At 47.5% G+C, this 18,803-nt stretch carries 11 protein-coding genes; 9 read left to right on the top strand and 2 right to left on the bottom strand.

The genetic code is table 11. The features are described from left to right. Window positions 1–62 precede the first annotated feature (62 nt). The 8 genes from AC5JBY_RS11655 (at window position 63) to AC5JBY_RS11690 (ending at window position 13,675) form a co-directional block, all read left to right on the top strand. Window positions 63–3,398: a SusC/RagA family TonB-linked outer membrane protein gene (locus AC5JBY_RS11655; RefSeq protein ID WP_495904764.1), complete on the top strand. Its 3,336-nt coding sequence runs from the start codon at window positions 63–65 to the stop codon at window positions 3,396–3,398. A gap of 17 nt (window positions 3,399–3,415) precedes the next feature. After that, the gene (locus AC5JBY_RS11660) at window positions 3,416–4,852 is read left to right on the top strand and encodes a RagB/SusD family nutrient uptake outer membrane protein (protein ID WP_495904765.1); all 1,437 of its coding nucleotides are present in this window, start codon (window positions 3,416–3,418) and stop codon (window positions 4,850–4,852) included. A 25-nt stretch (window positions 4,853–4,877) separates the two neighbouring features. Next, on the top strand, window positions 4,878–5,618 hold the full coding sequence (locus AC5JBY_RS11665) for a DUF4843 domain-containing protein (RefSeq protein WP_495904766.1): 741 nt from the start codon (window positions 4,878–4,880) through the stop codon (window positions 5,616–5,618). 21 nt (window positions 5,619–5,639) lie between these two features. Then, window positions 5,640–7,193, top strand: a complete 1,554-nt coding sequence (locus tag AC5JBY_RS11670; RefSeq protein ID WP_495904767.1) for a PKD-like family lipoprotein — start codon at window positions 5,640–5,642, stop codon at window positions 7,191–7,193. A 73-nt stretch (window positions 7,194–7,266) separates the two neighbouring features. Further along, window positions 7,267–9,795: a zinc-dependent metalloprotease gene (locus AC5JBY_RS11675; protein WP_495904768.1), complete on the top strand. Its 2,529-nt coding sequence runs from the start codon at window positions 7,267–7,269 to the stop codon at window positions 9,793–9,795. Between the two features lie 10 nt (window positions 9,796–9,805). Then, window positions 9,806–12,262 (top strand): zinc-dependent metalloprotease, encoded by a 2,457-nt coding sequence (locus AC5JBY_RS11680; RefSeq protein ID WP_495904769.1) that lies wholly within the window; start codon window positions 9,806–9,808, stop codon window positions 12,260–12,262. Between the two features lie 237 nt (window positions 12,263–12,499). Continuing rightward, window positions 12,500–13,381 (top strand): hypothetical protein, encoded by an 882-nt coding sequence (locus tag AC5JBY_RS11685; protein ID WP_495904770.1) that lies wholly within the window; start codon window positions 12,500–12,502, stop codon window positions 13,379–13,381. Between the two features lie 30 nt (window positions 13,382–13,411). Next, window positions 13,412–13,675, top strand: a complete 264-nt coding sequence (locus AC5JBY_RS11690; RefSeq protein WP_495904771.1) for a hypothetical protein — start codon at window positions 13,412–13,414, stop codon at window positions 13,673–13,675. A 110-nt stretch (window positions 13,676–13,785) separates the two neighbouring features. Here the strand turns inward: AC5JBY_RS11690 and AC5JBY_RS11695 are convergent, their stop codons facing one another. Together AC5JBY_RS11695 and AC5JBY_RS11700 are read right to left on the bottom strand one after the other, a co-directional pair. Then, the gene (locus tag AC5JBY_RS11695; RefSeq protein WP_495904772.1) at window positions 13,786–14,700 is read right to left on the bottom strand and encodes a VOC family protein; all 915 of its coding nucleotides are present in this window, start codon (window positions 14,698–14,700) and stop codon (window positions 13,786–13,788) included. A 165-nt stretch (window positions 14,701–14,865) separates the two neighbouring features. Continuing rightward, complete coding sequence (locus AC5JBY_RS11700; protein WP_495904773.1) at window positions 14,866–15,966, bottom strand: SMP-30/gluconolactonase/LRE family protein; 1,101 nt, start codon at window positions 15,964–15,966, stop codon at window positions 14,866–14,868. 455 nt (window positions 15,967–16,421) lie between these two features. Between AC5JBY_RS11700 and AC5JBY_RS11705 the strand changes: the two genes are divergently transcribed. Next, complete coding sequence (locus tag AC5JBY_RS11705; protein WP_495904774.1) at window positions 16,422–18,800, top strand: ABC transporter permease; 2,379 nt, start codon at window positions 16,422–16,424, stop codon at window positions 18,798–18,800. Window positions 18,801–18,803 lie beyond the last annotated feature (3 nt).

Genomic DNA, 18,803 nt, shown 5'->3' on the forward strand with positions numbered 1-18,803 from the left:
AACAAGTAGTAGCGGGCCTGATCGCTGTAGGCCCGGACCCAACTTTAAAAAGGAGAATGCTGATGAAAATCAACCTAACTGCGGTATTCCTCTCAACTGTCTTTCTGAATGTATATGCTACAGGCATATCACAAAGCATTACGTTTTCGGGAGAAAATGTTCCGCTTACCAAAGTGTTTCAGGTCATCAAGAAGCAAACAGGCTATTTCGTGTTTGCTAACAAGGAAGTACTGACCAATATTAAACCCGTCACGCTTTCTACTAAAGATATGCCCCTGAACAATTTCCTCCAGCTGGCATTCAAAGATCAACCGGTAGGCTACCTGATCGAAGGAAAGACTATCATCCTGTCGCGAAAGCCAGTGCCTATTGTGATTGAGCACAGACCGGCGCCGGCGCCAGCCGATACGCCGAAAGTGCTGGTTTCCGTATACGGAAAAGTAGTAGACGAAAAAGGAGGAGGCATTGTGGGCGCTTCCGTTATGTTGAAAGGCACAGCCAGGGGTGTCACCACCAACCAGGGAGGTAATTTTATATTCGCACTGATCCCGCTGGGCGGAAAATTACAGATCAGTTATGTAGGGTTTGAGACCAAAGAAGTAGATATAAAACCAGGCAACATCACCATCGAAATGAAAACAGCTTCTTCAAAGCTGAACGATGTGGTGGTGACCGGTATCTTCAATCGCCGGGCTGAAAGTTTTACCGGTGCTGCACAAACCTACACGCGCGATGAGTTGATGAAAGTAGGCAATGTCAATGTGATCCAAAGTCTCAAGAACCTTGATCCTACTTTTGCGCTGGTGGATAATCTGGCTGTAGGTTCCAACCCCAATGCATTGCCCGAAATTCAATTGCGTGGCCAGTCAGGCTTTCCTGATCTGCGGGGCGAGTACCAGACCAATCCCAACCAGCCTTTATTTATTCTCGATGGATTTGAAGTATCGCTCACGCGGGTGATCGATCTCGATATGACGCGGGTGGCCAGCATCACACTGTTGAAAGATGCGGCTGCGAAAGCCATTTATGGTTCCAAAGCAGCCAATGGGGTAGTGGTCATTGAGACCCAACGTCCCAAAGCCGGTAAAATACAGATCACCTATACCGGCAACGTGAACGCAGCCTTTCCCGATCTAGACAGTTACAACCTCACGAACGCTGCGGAAAAACTCACCGTAGAAAAAAATGCAGGGCTTTACAAAGCGCAAGGTAATAGTAGTGTGTTTTATGCCGACCAGCAATATGCATACGACCAGGAGTACAACCGCATATTGGAAGAAGTGCTGCGTGGCGTAAATACTGATTGGAAAGCCAAACCGGTGAGATCAGCCGTTGGTCAAAAGCATACGCTGTATGCTGAGGGTGGCAGCGATCAGCTCCGGTATGGAGTCGACTTTCAATACAATACAGTGCCCGGTGCGATGAAGGGTTCTGACCGTACCACTATTTCAGGTGGCGTGAACCTTTCTTATCGTACACAAAAATGGATGGTGCGCAATATCCTCGATGTAGTATTCAACAAGGGCACCAACTCTCCCTGGGGCAACTTCTCCGATTACACGCGCATGAATCCCTACTTCAGACCTACGGATGAAAACGGGAATGTTACGAAAATTGCCGGAGAGAATATCATCATCGGATCGCCGGTAGGCAACCCGATGTGGAATGCTACGATCAATACGAAAGACTTTTTACAATACGCACAGATCAACAACAACTTCCAGGCTGATTTTATGCCTATACCAGAGTTAAGGATCACAGGGCGTGTGGGCATCAGCTCGGAAGAAAATAATAACGAGGTATTTTATCCTGCCAGCCATACTACCTTTCTCAGCTACACAACGCCTGAGCTGATACGCCGTAAAGGGCAGTATGTGTACAGGGACGGCAGGATCACCAAATTTGCTGCCGACCTGATCGGCTCGTACAACAAAATGTTTGGTGATCATTTCGTGAGCCTCAACCTGCTCTGGAATATCAGTGAACAAATGAACCGCAATACTGATTTCACAGCAGAAGGATTTCCCAATGATTACATGGAGGACATCATCTTTGCACGTCAGTATGCGTTGAACGGACGTCCTACAGGTTCAGAGAATACGACACGCGATCTGGGTGGTTCCGTTGCTGCCAACTATTCCTTTGCCGATCGCTACCTGATGGATGCTTCTTTCCGCGCCAACGCTTCTTCCCAATTTGGCAGAGACAAGCGCTGGGGGCCCTTCTGGTCTTTTGGCCTGGGGTGGAACCTGCACAAGGAGCGGTTTATGGACCATATTAAGTTCATCGATCAGCTGAGGGTGAGGGGATCGGTAGGGTATACCGGTTCACAACAATTCAACTCTTATCAATCAAGGGCAACGTTCAATTACAATTCCACGGATGATTACCTGGGCAACTTCGGCGCCTTTTTGCTGGGCCTGGAAAACACATCACTCCAATGGCAGCGCAAGTTCGATCAGAATATTGGTTTGAACCTGGCGATGCTGAACAACAGGTTGAACTTCCGTTTCGATTATTATATCTCCAATACGGATGACCTGTTGACGGATGTATCTGTGCCGCTCTCTACAGGTTTCACCTCTTACAAAGAGAACCTGGGTGAAGTACAGAATACGGGTGTAGAGTTTCAGTTGAACTATAGGGTGTGGGCCGACAAGAAGCGACCAGGCAATTACTTCAGCTTCTATGTTGCCGGCACGCAAAACAAGAATAAGGTGAGAAAGATATCCAACTCCCTGGAGACATTCAATAAAGAGCAAACAGCTACGATCACCAACAGGCCAGTGGTTCGCTATACCGAAGGGCAATCGCTCACCGCTATCTGGGCAGTTCCTTCTTATGGTATCGACCCAGCGAGCGGTCGTGAGATATTCGTTAGGCAGGATGGAACGATCGTGCATGCCTGGAATGCCAATGACCTGGCAGTAGTAGGTAATACAGAGCCAACGTTCAAAGGAAACGTAGGATTCAATTTCGAATTCAATGGGTTTAGTCTGAATGCAGGTATGCTGTACCGGTTTGGAGGACAGATCTATAACCAGACGCTCGTGGATAAAGTAGAAAATGCCGACCTGCGCTACAACGTAGACCGTCGCGTTTTCTCCGACCGTTGGGTAAAACCTGGTGATGTATCCCGCTTCAAGAATATTGCCGACAGGGCTACCACACGTGCCACACAACGTTTTGTGGAAGACCAGGACGAATGGCAGATTTCTTCGGTGAGCATGTTTTATGACCTCAACAGGCTTGCCTTTTTCAAAAGCAAACGTATTAGCCGTTTAAGGCTGGGTGTCAATATGAACGATGTAGCTCGTGTGTCTACGGTAGAGATCGAGCGGGGGACTTCGTATCCCTTTGCCCGCACTGTTTCTTTCAGTTTGACAGCCATGTTCTAACCTAAAAAATGAACGTTATGAGAAAAAACAACTATCTCCTTATACTGATGCCGGTCTTGTTGGCATTCACAGGATGCAACAAGTGGCTGGACGTAAAACCCAAGACCCAGGTGGATGCCGATGTGATGTATGATCGTGAGTCGGGATTCAAAGATGTATTGTATGGAGCGTATGTAACCATGGCATCAGCCAACCTGTATGGCCGGGAAATGACCTTTGGTTTTGTAGATGCGGTAGGAAACGTATACCCGAATACTGGTTCTTTTTACCAGCAGGTGCGCAACAATGATTATACGAATATACAGGTGGAGCCGCTGATCACTGCGATGTGGACCAACACCTATAAGACCCTCGCTAATCTCAATAATCTGATCAGCCATTTAAATACGGCCGACAGGAACATGTTCAAGACCGACAACTACAATGTGATCAAAGGAGAAGCATTGGGGCTGCGTGCCTTTTTACATTTCGATATGCTGCGCCTGTTTGCTCCATCGTTTAAAGCCAATGCAGCAGCACCGGGCATTCCCTATGTGGTGAAGTATAGTTTTAACCCTACGCCCATTTCCACAGTGGGTGTTGTACTGGACAGTGTGTTATCCGATCTGAAAGCGGCTGCAGAGTTGTTGCAACAATCTGATCCCATCAAAACAGGCCGGGTGATCTCTGCCAATGTCGATGATGGCTACTTGTTGAACCGTAATTATCGCCTGAACTATTTCGCAGTAAAAGCGGCAATGGCAAGGGTGTATTTATACAAAGGCGATGTGGCCAATGCTGCCTTGTGTGCTGACGAGATCATTACCGCCACACAGTTTACCTGGACAAAACTGGATGCCATCGCCGTATTGGATGAATCGAAAAGGGACAGATCGTTCACCGCTGAGCAGGTGTTTGTATTGGACGTGGCACAGCTATCGAACAATATCATCGACCGCTTGCAGGAATCGGTATTCAACACCGCTTCTTCTGTGTCGTTGTATTTCCGTAGTGCAGATATCAACACCCTGTATTCGTTTGCCAACGATTGGCGCAAATTGTATTTCTGGTCGCCCGAGCGCTCCAGTGCACAGCCCGACCGGTATAACCTGAAGCTGCGGCAACCCGAAGGGATACCCATTAACCTGGCCCGTCGCCTGCCGCTGATTCGCCTGCCGGAGTTGTACCTCATCTCTGCAGAAGCAGCTTTCGATACGGACCCTGAAAAAGCACGTGGCCGCATCAACACACTACGTCGCAACAGGGGCTTTGAAGTGGACATACCTGCAGGTACAGCTGCTACGGCTCTCCGCAATGAACTGTTGCTGGAGTATCGCCGGGAGTTTGTTTGCGAAGGAATATTATTTTATTACTATAAGCGGATCGATGCCAGCAGGATGGAGTGGGGACCCGCTGTGTTTGATAAACAGAAATATGTGTTGCCCATCCCGGTTGATGAAACACAATTCCGCTAACCGCATCGACTAAAATTATTCGACAATGAGAAAATTAATCATATTGTTCACGGTCCTGGTGGTTAGCCTGCTGCCGGGATGTGATAAGCAGGAATACCTGTACCAGGATGTCTCTACCCGCATTTGGCTGGGACAAAAGGTGGTGGAAGGCAATATTACCTACACGAGGGATTCTGTTGTAACATCTTTCATGCTAAAACCTGCCACTGCTCAATTCGATACGCTATACGTAGTAGCCAATGTTACTGGTAAAACGGCGCCTGCAGATCGTCCGTTTACATTGGAAGTAGTAAAAGACAGCACCAATGTCACCGCTGCTGATTATACGATCGGGGCCACCATCATGCCGGCTAATTCTTTTACCGCACAAATACCGGTTATCGTAAAGAAGAATGTACCGGGACTGAACCTGAAAAAGGAAAGAGCCAAACTGGTATTTCGCTTTGTACCCAATGAACATTTCCTGCAGGGAGAACCAACGAGGAATATGTTTCGCATAGTATGGTACGATTTCCTGGCGCAACCGGCCTCCTGGTTTGTCATTCAACCTCAGGTAGGCAATTTCTCCCAGGCCAAGTACCGTTTCATTATTGATGTATTGGGTGTCACGGAGTTTACCAGGTACCAGGGCAATTTCAATATCCTGTTGGCAGTACAGGCGGCGCTTAGAAATGCACTGAAAGAATACAATGAAAATCCTGCCAACGCAGGAAGACCGGAGGGTTGGCCTTATCTCGATGACAACGGTACTCCGCTGACAATTTAAATCACTTATGCTTAAACGATCATGAAAAAATATACAGTCGATATAATACTGATCACCTGCCTTGTATGCGCCGGCACATTGATGTTGGCTGCCTGTTACAAGGATAAAGGAAATTATGACTACAATGAACTGGAGCAATTTTATGTGGATTCCATAAAGGTGGGGAAGGAGTTTATTGTAGGCCAGTTCGATACACTGAAATTGAAATCGGGCCTGGTGTATGCAGGCGATCGCTCTAAATTGAAATACAGTTGGAGTGCTTACCTGGTTCAACCGAGCCTCAACGGTAATAAAGCAGATACGCTGTCTACCACTGAAGACCTGTCTGTTCCCATTCCACTTTTCCCGGAAAAGTATTACCTGGAATTTACAGCTACCGATCCTGTTACCGGACGCCGTGCCGCTGCAAGGTATACGATGAATGTAGAAAGCATCGGAGCGGGCTTGCTGGTATTGTATGAGAAAAATAACCAGGTGGATTGCGATCTCATTAAAACGAAGTTGCTGGAAGGGTTGTTGCCTGCGGATGAAGTGGTGAGAAATCTGTATTCCTTAGCTAATCCTACTATGCCTTTGACAGGTGAAGCAATAGGGATCAATGCTTTCAAATCAGGAAGTGTACAATACATTAGCCTGTTTAGCAGCAATGATGGCGTTGCTGTTTCTCCGGCTGATATGGTTATCAATAAGAAATTTAAAGACCTGTTTTTCCTGCCACCCAATGCTCAAAAGCCGCAAGGATATTTTGCGCCACTTGGATTTAATACCAATAACTACGAAACCAGTGCCGGGTATGAGTTCCTGGTAAATAACGGGCAATTCTATGCTAATATGGTGTTATTTGCCTTTGGCCGTGAATCAGCTTATTCCCTGCTGACAAAAGCTTCAGGCAGTTATAAAGCATCGCCTTACACTATGTTCGCTCCCGGAAGGATTGTGGTATTTGATGAACAGAGCAGGGGATTCCTGCAGGCCAGTCCTTTAGGCACTACGTTGAGCGCATATTCCAGTTCAACAGCCGGCACACCACCTTTCAATTTCAATAACATTGGTAAAGACCTCATCTGGTTGGGATATGGTTATGGAAGCATAGCAATGGGTTATGGCTTCTTTAAAAATCCTGGCGACGATGGTGCACGCTATATCTATGTAATGGACTTTGCCACTTCCACCGCGAAGTATATCATGGATATTTCTGCTTTCGACAGGATCACAGAAGCAAAACTATTTGCCCTGGGTATGCGTGGCCAGCTGATGTACTATGCAGCAGGCAACAAGATTTACCAGATCGTGTTTGATCTTTCTACAGGAACAGCGTCTCAAAGCATCGATGCATGGCCTCATATCCCTGTGGGCGAAGAGATCACCTGTATAAAAACCTGTCCACATCCTGGCAGGAACTTATCGGAAAATGCAGTAGACAAATACCTGATGGTAGGTACTTACAACAACAGTACAGGCATGGGCAAAGTATACATGTTACAAGCCAATGTAACCTCCGGTACTTTACAGGCCCAGCCTGCAGCAGTATACGAGCAATTTGGAAAAATAAAAGACATCGCATTCAAATTCTAAATCTCATCACAATTCATCATTCATAGCAAACAGCCGGCCGCCGTCCGGAAGGCCGGCTTATTAAAGTAAAACCATGTCAAAAAAAGTACAGAAGCTCCTCTCCGGAGGCATGCTTGTGGCTATGATTTGCTGTGTCCATACCGGCACGATAGCCCAACAACGAGATCGCAGGCGCAACAATACCCAACCGGTTGTTCGCGATACCAGCCAGAAAAAAGACAACAGCGCTGCCATGAGAGCAGCAACTGCCCTCCTGAATGCACGTAATGACGGGCCTAAACCCTACAAGGAAGTGATCACTGCCAAGGCAGTATCGTACAAGAGCTTCCTGACCGTGCACAAGATCGACGAAAAGTATTTCATGGAAGTACCCGATGCTATGCTGGGCCGCGAAATACTGGTCATCAACCGCATTGGTGTGGCCCCGGCCGATTTCCGGAGTGCCACTACACCCATCGGTTATGCAGGCGATATTATCGGGCAGCAGGTATTCCACTTTGCAAAAGGAGATGGCAACCGGTTGTTCATCCGCACCAAAAGCTACAGAGAGCGGGCAATGGATAGTTCGGCCAATGGCCTGGCGCGTTCCCTGGAACGGAACAACATGGAGCCGATCGTCAACAGCTTCGTAGTGAGAGCAGTCAATGATAGTACCCATACGTCGGTGATTGAAATTACCGACCTGCTGGGTCAGGATAATAACCTGTTTGGCTTTTCTGCAACGGCAAAGAATGTAACCGGACTGCAAATGGTATTATCCGACAGGTCGTTCCTCGACAGCGTAAAAAGCTACCAGGATAATCTTGCGTTTACTTTCATGCGTACCTACAACAGGGTGCGGGGGTTAGGATCGCAGCCACAGCCCTATACCTTCCAGCTACGTACAGGCATGATCCTGTTGCCTGCTGTGCCGATGACTGCCCGTTTTGCTGATAAGCGCACAGGCTGGCAGGACATTTCTTACATCGACTTCGACAACAATCCTATTGGTGTTGTCAATAAAGAAGTGATCGTACGCTGGCGCTTGGAGCCTTCCGATAAGGAAGCTTATCTCTCCGGCAAACTCACTGCGCCGGCACAACCCATCAGGATGTACATCGATCCTGCTATGCCGGCCAAATGGAAGCCAGCTATAAAAGCAGGGATAGAAGCATGGAACAAAGCATTTGAAAAAGCAGGATTTAAAAATGCCATCGAGGTTATACAAGCCCCTGCATCAACAGGCGTTTCCTTCCTCGACAATGCGCAACGCAGCGTAGTTGTATTCATGCCGGGTGACGGTAAAAATCCAGGCAGCATGGTAGTTGATCCCCGCAGTGGCGAGATTCTACAGGTGCAGCTTAATTTTTACCTCAGCACACTTGATACTTTATACAAGCAATATTTTATACAGGCCGGTGCGCTTGATAAAGCAGCTAATAAGCCGGTGTTTGATGATGCGCTCATGGGCAGGCTGGTAGAAGCCTATGCCATGCAAACAATGGGTCGGCTGTTGGGGTTGAAAGCCAATGCCGGTGCTTCCTTTGGTAATAAGATTGCAGACCTCCGGAGTAATAGCTGGTTGTCGGATCATGCCTTTAATGGTTCTGCCACCGATCCTGTATTGGTGAACTATGTGGTACAGCCAACGGATAAAGTGGAGGTACAAAACCTGTTGCCCCGTATCTCTGCAACAGATGAATGGATGCTCAACTGGGGATATCGTGTAATGCCAGGTAATGAAAGCACATCACTGAATAAATGGATCAAAGAGTTTCCTGTAAAGACTGCCGAACCCTATATCGGCGATGCCCCGTTGAACCTGACCCTGGTAGCAGACCCACGCAACCAGTTGGGCGATCTTGGCAATGATGCTATACAGGCAGCCACACTGGGTATCAACAACCTGAAAAAGATAGTGCCACACCTGGTAGAATGGACCAGTGAACCAGCAACCGGTAATGAACGCGCCGGTGATATGTATGAAGCATTGCTAAATCAATATACAGCCTACACCCGCTATGTGCTGAATCAGCTTGGTGGCGTATATACCAATGTGCGCAACAGTGACCAGCCGGGCCATGTATTTTCTTTCGTGCCGCAGGCGGTGCAAAAAAAGTCCCTGCTGTTTCTGCATCAGCAGGTTTTTGAAACACCGTCCTGGCTGGCCGATAAAAATGTATACAGCCGCACCACCTGGCGTTTTGATTCCGTGCTGAGTATTCAGCGTGCTCTGTTGGGTGAAGTATTGAGCCGTGGCGTGTTGACGAAATTACAAGTCGTAGTCCTGAATGATCCTGCCGCTGCCTATACGCCCATGACATTCCTGAATGACCTGAGTGCCGGCATCTTTTCGGAGGTGAACAACAACCAGCCTGTGAGTCTGCCGCGTCGTGAACTGCAACAGGAATACATCACGCGTTTGATCGCGCTGACAGATGCATTCGCCAAAGCCGATAATGACCTGCCTGCTGTGCTGGGTGCCCATGCCCGGAAATTACTGAGCCTGTTGAAACAAAAACAGGTATTGTACACAGGCATCAACCAGGCCCACGTAAGCATGCTATATGAGCGCCTGTATACAGGTATTTATAAAAACGCATCCACTGCAAAGAAAAATTAATCACATGGCCATGAACAAGATCAAAATAACAAAGACAGTGGTGCCACTCGCCCTGTTGCTGACAGCGTATAGCTTATTAGTTGTGCCGCAAGCCGCAATGGCCGGCGCCACCCGGCAGTTTCCCGGGCTGGCCGCAGGTAAAGACTCTGTGAAGCCTTATGAAACAGTAGTGCCGGCCAGTGCAGCTACTTCAAAAGGATTTATTACCGTGCACAAAGTGAACAACCGGTATCTGCTGGAGCTGCCCGACAGTGTACTGAACCGTGACCTGTTTACGGTAAACCGTATTACACAATCGCCACAGGATTGGCGTCATCCGTTTGGCGGACTCTGTAGCTATGGCAACGACTGGATTGGTCAGTCGCTCTTTCGCTTCACCAAAGAAGAAGGCGATAAACTGATGTTGCAAGTGATAAGCACTACCGAGCGGAGCGATACGGGTGAGGAAGGAGTTTATGACGCAATGGTGCAGAACAACCTTTCACCGGTATATGCAGCCTTTCCGGTCAAAGCGTATGGAAAAGACAGGCTGTCGGCGGTGATCGATATGACGGATTATTTCAACAGTGATAACCCGGTGTTTGGCTACCTGGCTGAACTGAGAGCGCTTGCCATGCCCGGTACCTTTGCTCCTGATCGTTCTTTTATCAACAGTGTCCGCGCTTACCCGATGAATGTGGAAGTAGCTTCTACACGTACCTATGCAGCAGGAGCTGCTACACTCACGGCCGTTTACAACAGTTCTATCATCCTGTTGCCGAAGGAACCTATGAAGGGGCGCAACTTCGATCCGCGCGTAGGTTACCTGGCTGTAGTGTATTCCGAGTATAAGCAGCTCGATGCCAATGGTGGCATATTGCCCAAAGCCAACATCTGGCGCTTTCGCGTGGAGCCGAAGCCCGAAGACCTCGATAAATATTACCGGGGTGAATTGGTGGAGCCTGCAAAGCCCATTGTGTTTTATATCGACCCGGCCACACCTAAAAAATGGGTGCCTTATCTCATAGCCGGTGTGAACGATTGGCAGAAAGCCTTTGAGAAAGCCGGCTTTAAAAACGCAGTGCTGGCAAAAGAAGTAGACCCTTCCGATTCTACGTTCGATATCAATGACGCTCGCCACAACGTAGTAGTCTATAAAGCATCCGCCATCGGCAATGCCATGGGGCATACGCTGCAAGATCCACGCAGCGGCGAGATCATCGAGTCGCACATACAATGGCACCACAGCGTGATGGAGATACTGTATAAATGGTATTTTACACAGGCGGGCGCTATTGACACAGGAGCACAGAAACCTCAGTTTTCCGATGAACTGATGGGACAGCTGATCCGGTTTGTTTCATCCCATGAAGTAGGCCACGCCATAGGATTGCGCCACAACTGGGGTTCATCTTCCACCTCACCCGTTGAAATGTTGCGCAACAAACAGTGGGTAGAAGAACACGGTCATACGCCTTCTATCATGGACTATGCGCGTTTCAACTATGTAGCGCAGCCGGAAGATCATATCGACCGCGTTGGTATATTTCCCCGCATTGGCGATTATGATCAATGGGCCATTGAATGGGGTTATAAGCTATTGCCACGGGATGCCAGTGCTGCTACCGAAAAGACAGCTCTGAACCAATGGATTATCGATAAGCTCAACAAAAGCGATCGCTACCGTTTTGGTATTGGAGACGATCCATCTGCCAAATATCCCGACAACCAGCGCGAGGATATGGGTGATGATGCGATGCTGGCAGGGACGTACGGCATTAAAAACCTGCAGCGTATAAAAAACAACCTCGTGAAATGGGTGCAGGTGCCGGGTGAAAATTATGACAGGCTGGAGGATACCTACAAAAGCCTGGTAAGTCAATACGAATGGTACGTTAAACATGTAACCGCCAATATCGGTGGCGAGTATTTTACACCCAAAACAATAGAGCAGCCGGGAGCAGTATATAGCTACTTCTCGAAAGAAAAAGAACAAAGAGCTATTGGCTTCCTCAATACGGAGTTGTTTAGTACACCCACCTGGCTTGGTGATGAATTCATCTATCGCAATACAAAGACCGATTTCAGTATTATCGAAAATATCCAGCGTAATGCGATCAAACAATTGCTGGACCCCAAAGTATTTGCAAAACTGCGTTCGCAGGAGTTGGCCGACGCTTCGAATGCTTATACAGTAACTGACTTGCTAAACGGTATGGCTACGGGCATTTTCGCTGAACTGCGCACCGGTAAGGCCATCACAGCCAACAGGCGTTTTGTACAGAATGCGTATGCCAACGAGCTGGTAGCTTTGATGGCATTGCAAACCAACCTGTACCTCGATGCCGGGGCAGCGATCAGGCAACAGGCCCGCGAACTGATGGCGCTCAGTAAAAAGGCAGCTACGACGAGTCAGGATGAACTGATGAAAGCCCATCTCGAAGGCCTCCATCAGCGGCTTTCAGATGCCATGCAGAAAGGCCGCTAAGTAAAAGGGTACAAGGTCCTGACATAATGAGGGTGTCTCCTGGTGTGCACAACCAGTGATGACACCCTCTTACATTTTGCATACATCATTCGGCTGACATAGCCAATACCCTTATGTGGTAATAATAAAGCGTGTTGAATACACTATTGTTGCAACACGGTAAAATTTCAGTGGCTTCCGCGCTGTTGAAGACTAAACTATCAGTAACTTGTCCTTGCATAATTAATAACCCATTGTATGAAACAATCAATCTTCTCCATAAGCGGAGTGCTGCGTCTCCTCGCAGGCTTCTTTTTTATTTCCCTCGCTATTGGTTGCGTATCCATTAAGCCATCAACTGTACAGCTTTCTGCACAGGTAGGAGAGCGGTTAAGTGAGATGGAGAAGATCCATCAGCTGGCCATTCAGAAATACTTCGATATGGAGAAGCAGAAGGTAGAAGATTTTCTCACCAACACCTGGGAGCCACAGTTCCTGAAAAACTTCCTGGGCACTTCACAAGTGTTGGATATGCTGCAAAATGTGTCAAAGATCGACGATAGAGGAAGAAGGTCCATCAAGAGTGGCATTGCAAGGTATTTGACAGATACGAGCGAAGCGGAGCGGGCAACCAAAGAACTGGTGGCCAAACTCACTGAAACGAGAAAAGGAGAAGATGGCCTTGTACGAACAGTGCTTACCAAATTTGTAGAGAATAATAAACTCGACGCAGCTGTTATACACATCAGCTCACTGTTGGGTACGGACGAGCCTGCACGCATTATCATGGAGTTCACAGAAGCTGCTCACGAAGAGATGCTGGCCCAAAGAAAAGAAATGCTGGCGCCCATCGAGCAGGCTCGTGCCGAAGCTGTTGCTTCCCTGAGTGAAGCTTATGCTGAACTGATCAGGGGACAGAGCACGATCACCGGAAGGCTGGAAGCTGCTGCAAGGCGTAGCAAACAACAGGATGAGTTACTCAACAAACTGGGAGTTGGCCAGGTGCCCAAGGAGCTGGTAGATAAAATGACGGATATTACTAACAAGGTCAACAAAGGATTGGGAGCAGCTAATACTGCTGTTAAAAAACTGAAAGATGGTGAAGGAGTGATCTCTGCCTTCAAAGACGCATTCAAATAACAGTAACCTTAATAATTTAAAAACAACAATATGCCAAACCGTTTTACTCCAGCTGCAAAAGCGGCAAGGGAAGCTACCAATAAAGAACTGGCTACTGAAATCGCCGCTGTCAGCAGCTTTAGCCGCGATTCCATCAATGAGATATTACCCACCAAAAAAGACAAAGAAGCTTTTGTAAAGTTGATGGAGCAGGTAGAAGCAGATACCGACATGGATAATAAACTCGCTTACCTGACTGATAATATTAAAACAGCTGGTGTCGTTGCCATCAACTTATTGAAGGCCTTAGTATAGAGCCATCCTTGGCAATGTAGTAGGCAGGAAGAAGTCAACGAAACCTCGTTGCCTTAATGCCTTGCTGCCTCGTTGCCTTGACTCTTTACTCTGAACTCCAGACTCTGAACTTACTCAGCAAACGCTGCTTCCAGCTTTTTAAGATCAAACTTCCTCATACGCAAAAAGGCCTTCGTCACCCTTTCTACTTTTGCTTTGTCTTTGCTCTTTAGCATTTGGCCCAGCTGCACTGGCTCTACCTGCCAGGATACCCCGAACTTATCCTTCAGCCATCCACACATACTTTCTTCGCCACCGTTTGCTGTCAGTTTGTTCCAGTAGTAATCGATCTCGTCCTGTGAGTGGCAGGGAATAACGAATGATATCGCTTCATTAAAAGCAAATTTGTGCGCAGCAAAACTATCCATGACCATAAACTCCTGCCCGGCAATATTGAACTGTGCATGCATCACCGTGCCTTCCGGGTCCTGTGCACCCGGACCGTTCTTCAGGATGCCCCTGATCGCTGAGTTGTCAAAAATTGAAGTATATAGGTTGAGTGCTTCTTCTGCCCGGCCAGCCTGGTCACCAACAAAGAGGAGAGAAGGCGTGATCTTTTGACCATTGGTGTCGGACAGCTTTCCTTTCGAGATTTGCCAGGAAAGGCCGTATTTGTCTGTAAGGAAACCATATTTTTCGCTCCAGTCATATTTGTCGAGCGCCATCATCACCATGCCACCTTCAGACAGCTTTTGCCAGAGCGCGTCTGTCTCTTCCGCCGTTTCGCATACCACGAAGTACGAGATAGAAGGATTGGGTTTAAATATAGGACCACCGTTCAATCCCAGGAGTTGCAGGTTGCTGATGTTGAATTCTACCGTCATCACTGAGCCTTCCGGACGCTTATGCGTTTCATAGCCTGCCGCACCATACCGGGTGATGTCGCCAATGCTGGAGTCGGGAAAAATAGAAGTATAGAACTTTGCTGCTTCTTCAGCCTGGTCATCATACCAAAGGCAATGCGTAAAACGTTGCTGATTTACCATAACAAATTGATTTAAGTGATCGGTTAAGCAACCTAAAATTACCATGCCTGCCCCACAATGGGGTAGGGCATTTGCGGCTTTCTAAGAGGCAGATTGCGACGAACTAAAGAAGCCCGGGGCGACGGCCCGGGCTTCTTTGATGAAACTGCTGGTTGTTTTAGGTGACTAACGATGTCCACCCGGGCTATCAAATCTTTCAACACCTTCTACATTCATTTTAAGCGAAGTAATCCTGTCAACTGCACCGGTAATGAATAAGAGCTTATTATCCTTGCCGGCAAAAACATTGTTGGTGGCCCCATTCGTAGGAACATTGAATATCCTCTTGCCTTTGGGGTCGAAAGCAGTCACACCCTCACTATTACTGATGTAAATATTTCTCTTCTCATCCATCGACATACCATCACCACCCATATCGATAAACTTCTTCATATTGCTGAGTGTGCCATTGGGTTTGATATCAAACACCCAGGTGCCACCCAGGTTATCGGGCGCCCATTTATTGACATACAGCTTCTTTCCATCTGGGGTGCCAACAATGCCATTGGGCCATCCGTCTGCGTCCCATCCCATGCTTTCAGTCGTTACCCTTACCAGCTTGTTGGTGCCAGGCGCCAGGTAATAAACATAACCACCCTTGCCGGTGGCAGCTTGTTCTGAGTGAGTGGGTGGCCATCCTTGTTTGCGGGGATCAGAAGCATCCCAATAGTCGCGTGGGAAGATGGGATCGGTAATGTACATGCCACCGGTTACGGGATTGATCCAAACATCGTTCGGGCCATTCAACAATTTGCCATTGTAATTTTTAGCAAGTACTTTACGATTGCCATACTTGTCGATACGCAATAGTTCACCATGCATATCCGCACAGGAAATAAGATTGCCTTGCTTGTCGAATGCCATACCATTTGAACGGCCGGTACCTTGTAAAAACAAAGTCACCTTACCAGAGTAGGCATCCCAACGATAAATACGGTCATTAGGCTGGTCGGTAAAAAATACATTGCCCCGTTTGTCAACAGCGGGACCTTCCGTGAAACTAAAACCTTTTTGAATGGTGTCTAATTTTCCATGAGCATGGGGAGAAACAAGACAGGTAGGATCGAAGATAGTGCTGCCTTCGGGCTGAACACATTCACAAACAGGAGGCCGTCCACGGCCATCTACATCAACAAGCAGGTCTGGTTCAGCAACGGCATTTTTAGCGCAGGAAGAATACCCGAGAGCACATAAGACTCCCAGGAAAAAAAGAAGACTTTTTTTCATAAGCAAACAATTGTAAGGTTATCAATGTTAATATGGGACTGTACGCAAAGTATTTGAACCCGTTGAAAAAAGCTACCAATAAAACGCAGTGTAGAATGTTGTACAAGCTCCACGTTAGTAACATTGCATACTCCAACTTGTCCGGACGGTCCCGGTTTCCCACTTTTACCTACGCTTAAAGTACGCTCGACATACGCTCCTGATACGCTTATGGTACGCTCAATACCTTAAGGAAACGTTAGATTGACAGGGAGCAGATATGAGGGATATATGGGAGAGATATGTCGTAGCCCCTCACCATGATTTCCTGTATCACCAGCGTACAAAGAGCAGCCTGTTGTATCGCTACCGGACAGCACTATTGATAAGGGTGAATATTAACCTGTTGATTATCAGTTTTATGTGTGGGCGGCACATCGATTGAATATTTAACCCGAATCATTTAAAACAAGTGTATGTTCCGCAACTTCTTCAAAACCGCATGGCGAAGCCTGGTAAACAACAAAGCATATAGCTTACTGAATATTGTGGGCCTGGCAGCAGGAATGGCAGTAGCGTTGTTAATTGGCTTGTGGGTGCAGTACCAGGTTTCATTCGACCAGTTTCTGCCGGACAATAAACAAGTATATAAGGTTGGCAAGCGAGTTACGCAAGATGGTGAAAAACGGGTGTCGATGGTTACGCCGCTGCCACTGGCAGAAGCAATCAAAAAAGAAGTTCCGGGTGTAAAATATGTGGCTGCCACCGATTGGCTGAGGTCGCACGGACTGGTAGTGGGCGAAAAACAACTTTATATAAACGGTGCTATAGCGGGCAGTGATTTCCTCAACATTTTTCAATACCCGTTGCTGCGCGGAGACAAAGGCCAGGTGTTACAGGACCCTTATTCGATCGTATTGAATGAAACCACAGCCGCGGCACTCTTTGGAACGGAAGATCCCATAGGAAAGATGGTCCGCTTCGATAACAGCCATGACCTGAAGGTAACAGGGATCATGAAAAATGTACCGGCCAACTCAACACTCCAATTCAATTATGTAGTGCCTTTAGCATATAGTATAATCAATAATGAAGGCTTCAAAAACGCAGCAGTCAATTGGGATCAGGTTACATCGAATATATACCTGGCACTCGACAAAAATGTTACTTACAAGCAGGTGCAACCTGCCCTGGAGAAGATCTTCGCCAAATATCATCCACGGGAGTACGCCTCCGACAAAACCGAGACTATCCTCCAGCCATTGACAGACTGGCACCTGTATGGCGAATTTAAAAATGGAAAGAGAGCCAACGGCTTCATCACCTATGTCAGCCTGTTTGCGCTGATTGGCGTGCTGGTATTGGTAATTGCCTGTATCAACTTTGTGAACCTGTCTACCGCAAGGTCCGAAAAGCGCGCCAAAGAAGTAGGAGTCAGAAAAGCCATCGGTTCCTCACGAATATCTTTGATTATGCAGTTTATGATGGAGGCCATGCTGATGTCGTTTTGCGCATTTACCTTATCGCTGTTCATCGTCGTTATTGCATTGCCGGCATTTGGAAAAGTGGTGGATGCGCCTATCGTATTACCTTACCAATCGCTTTCATTCTGGCTGATCATGTTGGGGTATGTTTTGTTTACAGGCTTCCTGGCGGGCAGCAGGCCCGCTTTTTATTTGTCATCCTTCAAGCCCGTTAAAGTATTGAAAGGACGATTGAACCTGGGCAAAAGTGCCGGGCTTCCACGGAAGACGCTGGTAACGCTTCAATTCGTTTGCTCCATTGCATTGATCATCGGAACGGTGGTTGTCTACCAGCAGGTAAAACATGCGCAAAACAGACCGTCAGGATACGATCCCAAAGCACTTATCATGACGGATGCAAGCAAGGACCTGAAGAGGAACTATGAACCGCTCAAGCATGACCTGCTCGCCAGTGGCCTGGTTACTTCCGTCACCAAATCATCCAGTCCTATTACGGACAACTGGAGCTTCACCAGCATGGATCGTTGGCCCGGCCAACAAGAAGATAAAGCATTCATGATTGCAACGGTCGGTGTAACAGACAAGGACTATTTTACCACCATGGGTATGCAACTATTCAAAGGCAGGGGATTCGAAGGAGCCGGAGATTCATCGAATGTAGTCGTTAATGAAGAAGCTGTAAGACAGATGGGGTTGAAAGAACCCTTGAATCAGTTGATCACCTGGAATGGAATTGTGCAGTCGCGGATCGTTGGGGTTGTTAAAAATGCCATCATGGGTTCACCCTTTGGTGATGCAAGACCAATGCTCTTTGCCTATGATCCCAATTGGGCAAACTTTATCAGCTACCGGATTTCCCCGGCCGTAAGTACACAGGAAGGATTGCAGGGGTTGGCGCCGATCTTTGCTAAATACAATCCTGCTTACCCCTACCTCTATAAATTCGTAGATCAGGAATACGCAGCCAAATTCAAGTCCGAAGTGCTGGTAGGAAAATTAGCAGCCATATTCGCCATTCTCGCCGTTTTTATATCCTGTCTCGGATTGTTCGGACTTGCCGCATTTACTGCTGAACAACGTACCAAAGAAATTGGGATTCGCAAGGTACTGGGAGCATCCGTATTTCAACTTTGGTTGATGTTGTCAGAAGAGTTTATGCTGCTGGTAGGACTTAGCGCAATGATTGCCATTCCCGTCGCCACCTGGTTTTTAAAGGATTGGCTTGCCGGGTATAGTTACCGCGTTGATCTGGAACCTGGCGTATTTGTGGGGGTAACGATAACAGCTTTAGTGATCTGTGTTGCAACAGTCAGCTTTCAGTCGATACGTGCGGCACTCATGAATCCTGTAAAAAGTTTAAAAGAAGAATAAGCG

The organism is Paraflavitalea sp. (assembly GCF_059502485.1).

Bases quoted from the DNA above. Each gene is read 5' to 3' on its own strand.
- AC5JBY_RS11655 (WP_495904764.1), top strand. From the start codon at position 63: ATGAAAATCAACCTAACTGCGGTATTCCTCTCAACTGTCTTTCTGAAT.
- AC5JBY_RS11660 (WP_495904765.1), top strand. From the start codon at position 3,416: ATGAGAAAAAACAACTATCTCCTTATACTGATGCCGGTCTTGTTGGCA.
- AC5JBY_RS11665 (WP_495904766.1), top strand. From the start codon at position 4,878: ATGAGAAAATTAATCATATTGTTCACGGTCCTGGTGGTTAGCCTGCTG.
- AC5JBY_RS11670 (WP_495904767.1), top strand. From the start codon at position 5,640: ATGAAAAAATATACAGTCGATATAATACTGATCACCTGCCTTGTATGC.
- AC5JBY_RS11675 (WP_495904768.1), top strand. From the start codon at position 7,267: ATGTCAAAAAAAGTACAGAAGCTCCTCTCCGGAGGCATGCTTGTGGCT.
- AC5JBY_RS11680 (WP_495904769.1), top strand. From the start codon at position 9,806: ATGAACAAGATCAAAATAACAAAGACAGTGGTGCCACTCGCCCTGTTG.
- AC5JBY_RS11685 (WP_495904770.1), top strand. From the start codon at position 12,500: ATGAAACAATCAATCTTCTCCATAAGCGGAGTGCTGCGTCTCCTCGCA.
- AC5JBY_RS11690 (WP_495904771.1), top strand. From the start codon at position 13,412: ATGCCAAACCGTTTTACTCCAGCTGCAAAAGCGGCAAGGGAAGCTACC.
- AC5JBY_RS11695 (WP_495904772.1), bottom strand. From the start codon at position 14,700: ATGGTAAATCAGCAACGTTTTACGCATTGCCTTTGGTATGATGACCAG.
- AC5JBY_RS11700 (WP_495904773.1), bottom strand. From the start codon at position 15,966: ATGAAAAAAAGTCTTCTTTTTTTCCTGGGAGTCTTATGTGCTCTCGGG.
- AC5JBY_RS11705 (WP_495904774.1), top strand. From the start codon at position 16,422: ATGTTCCGCAACTTCTTCAAAACCGCATGGCGAAGCCTGGTAAACAAC.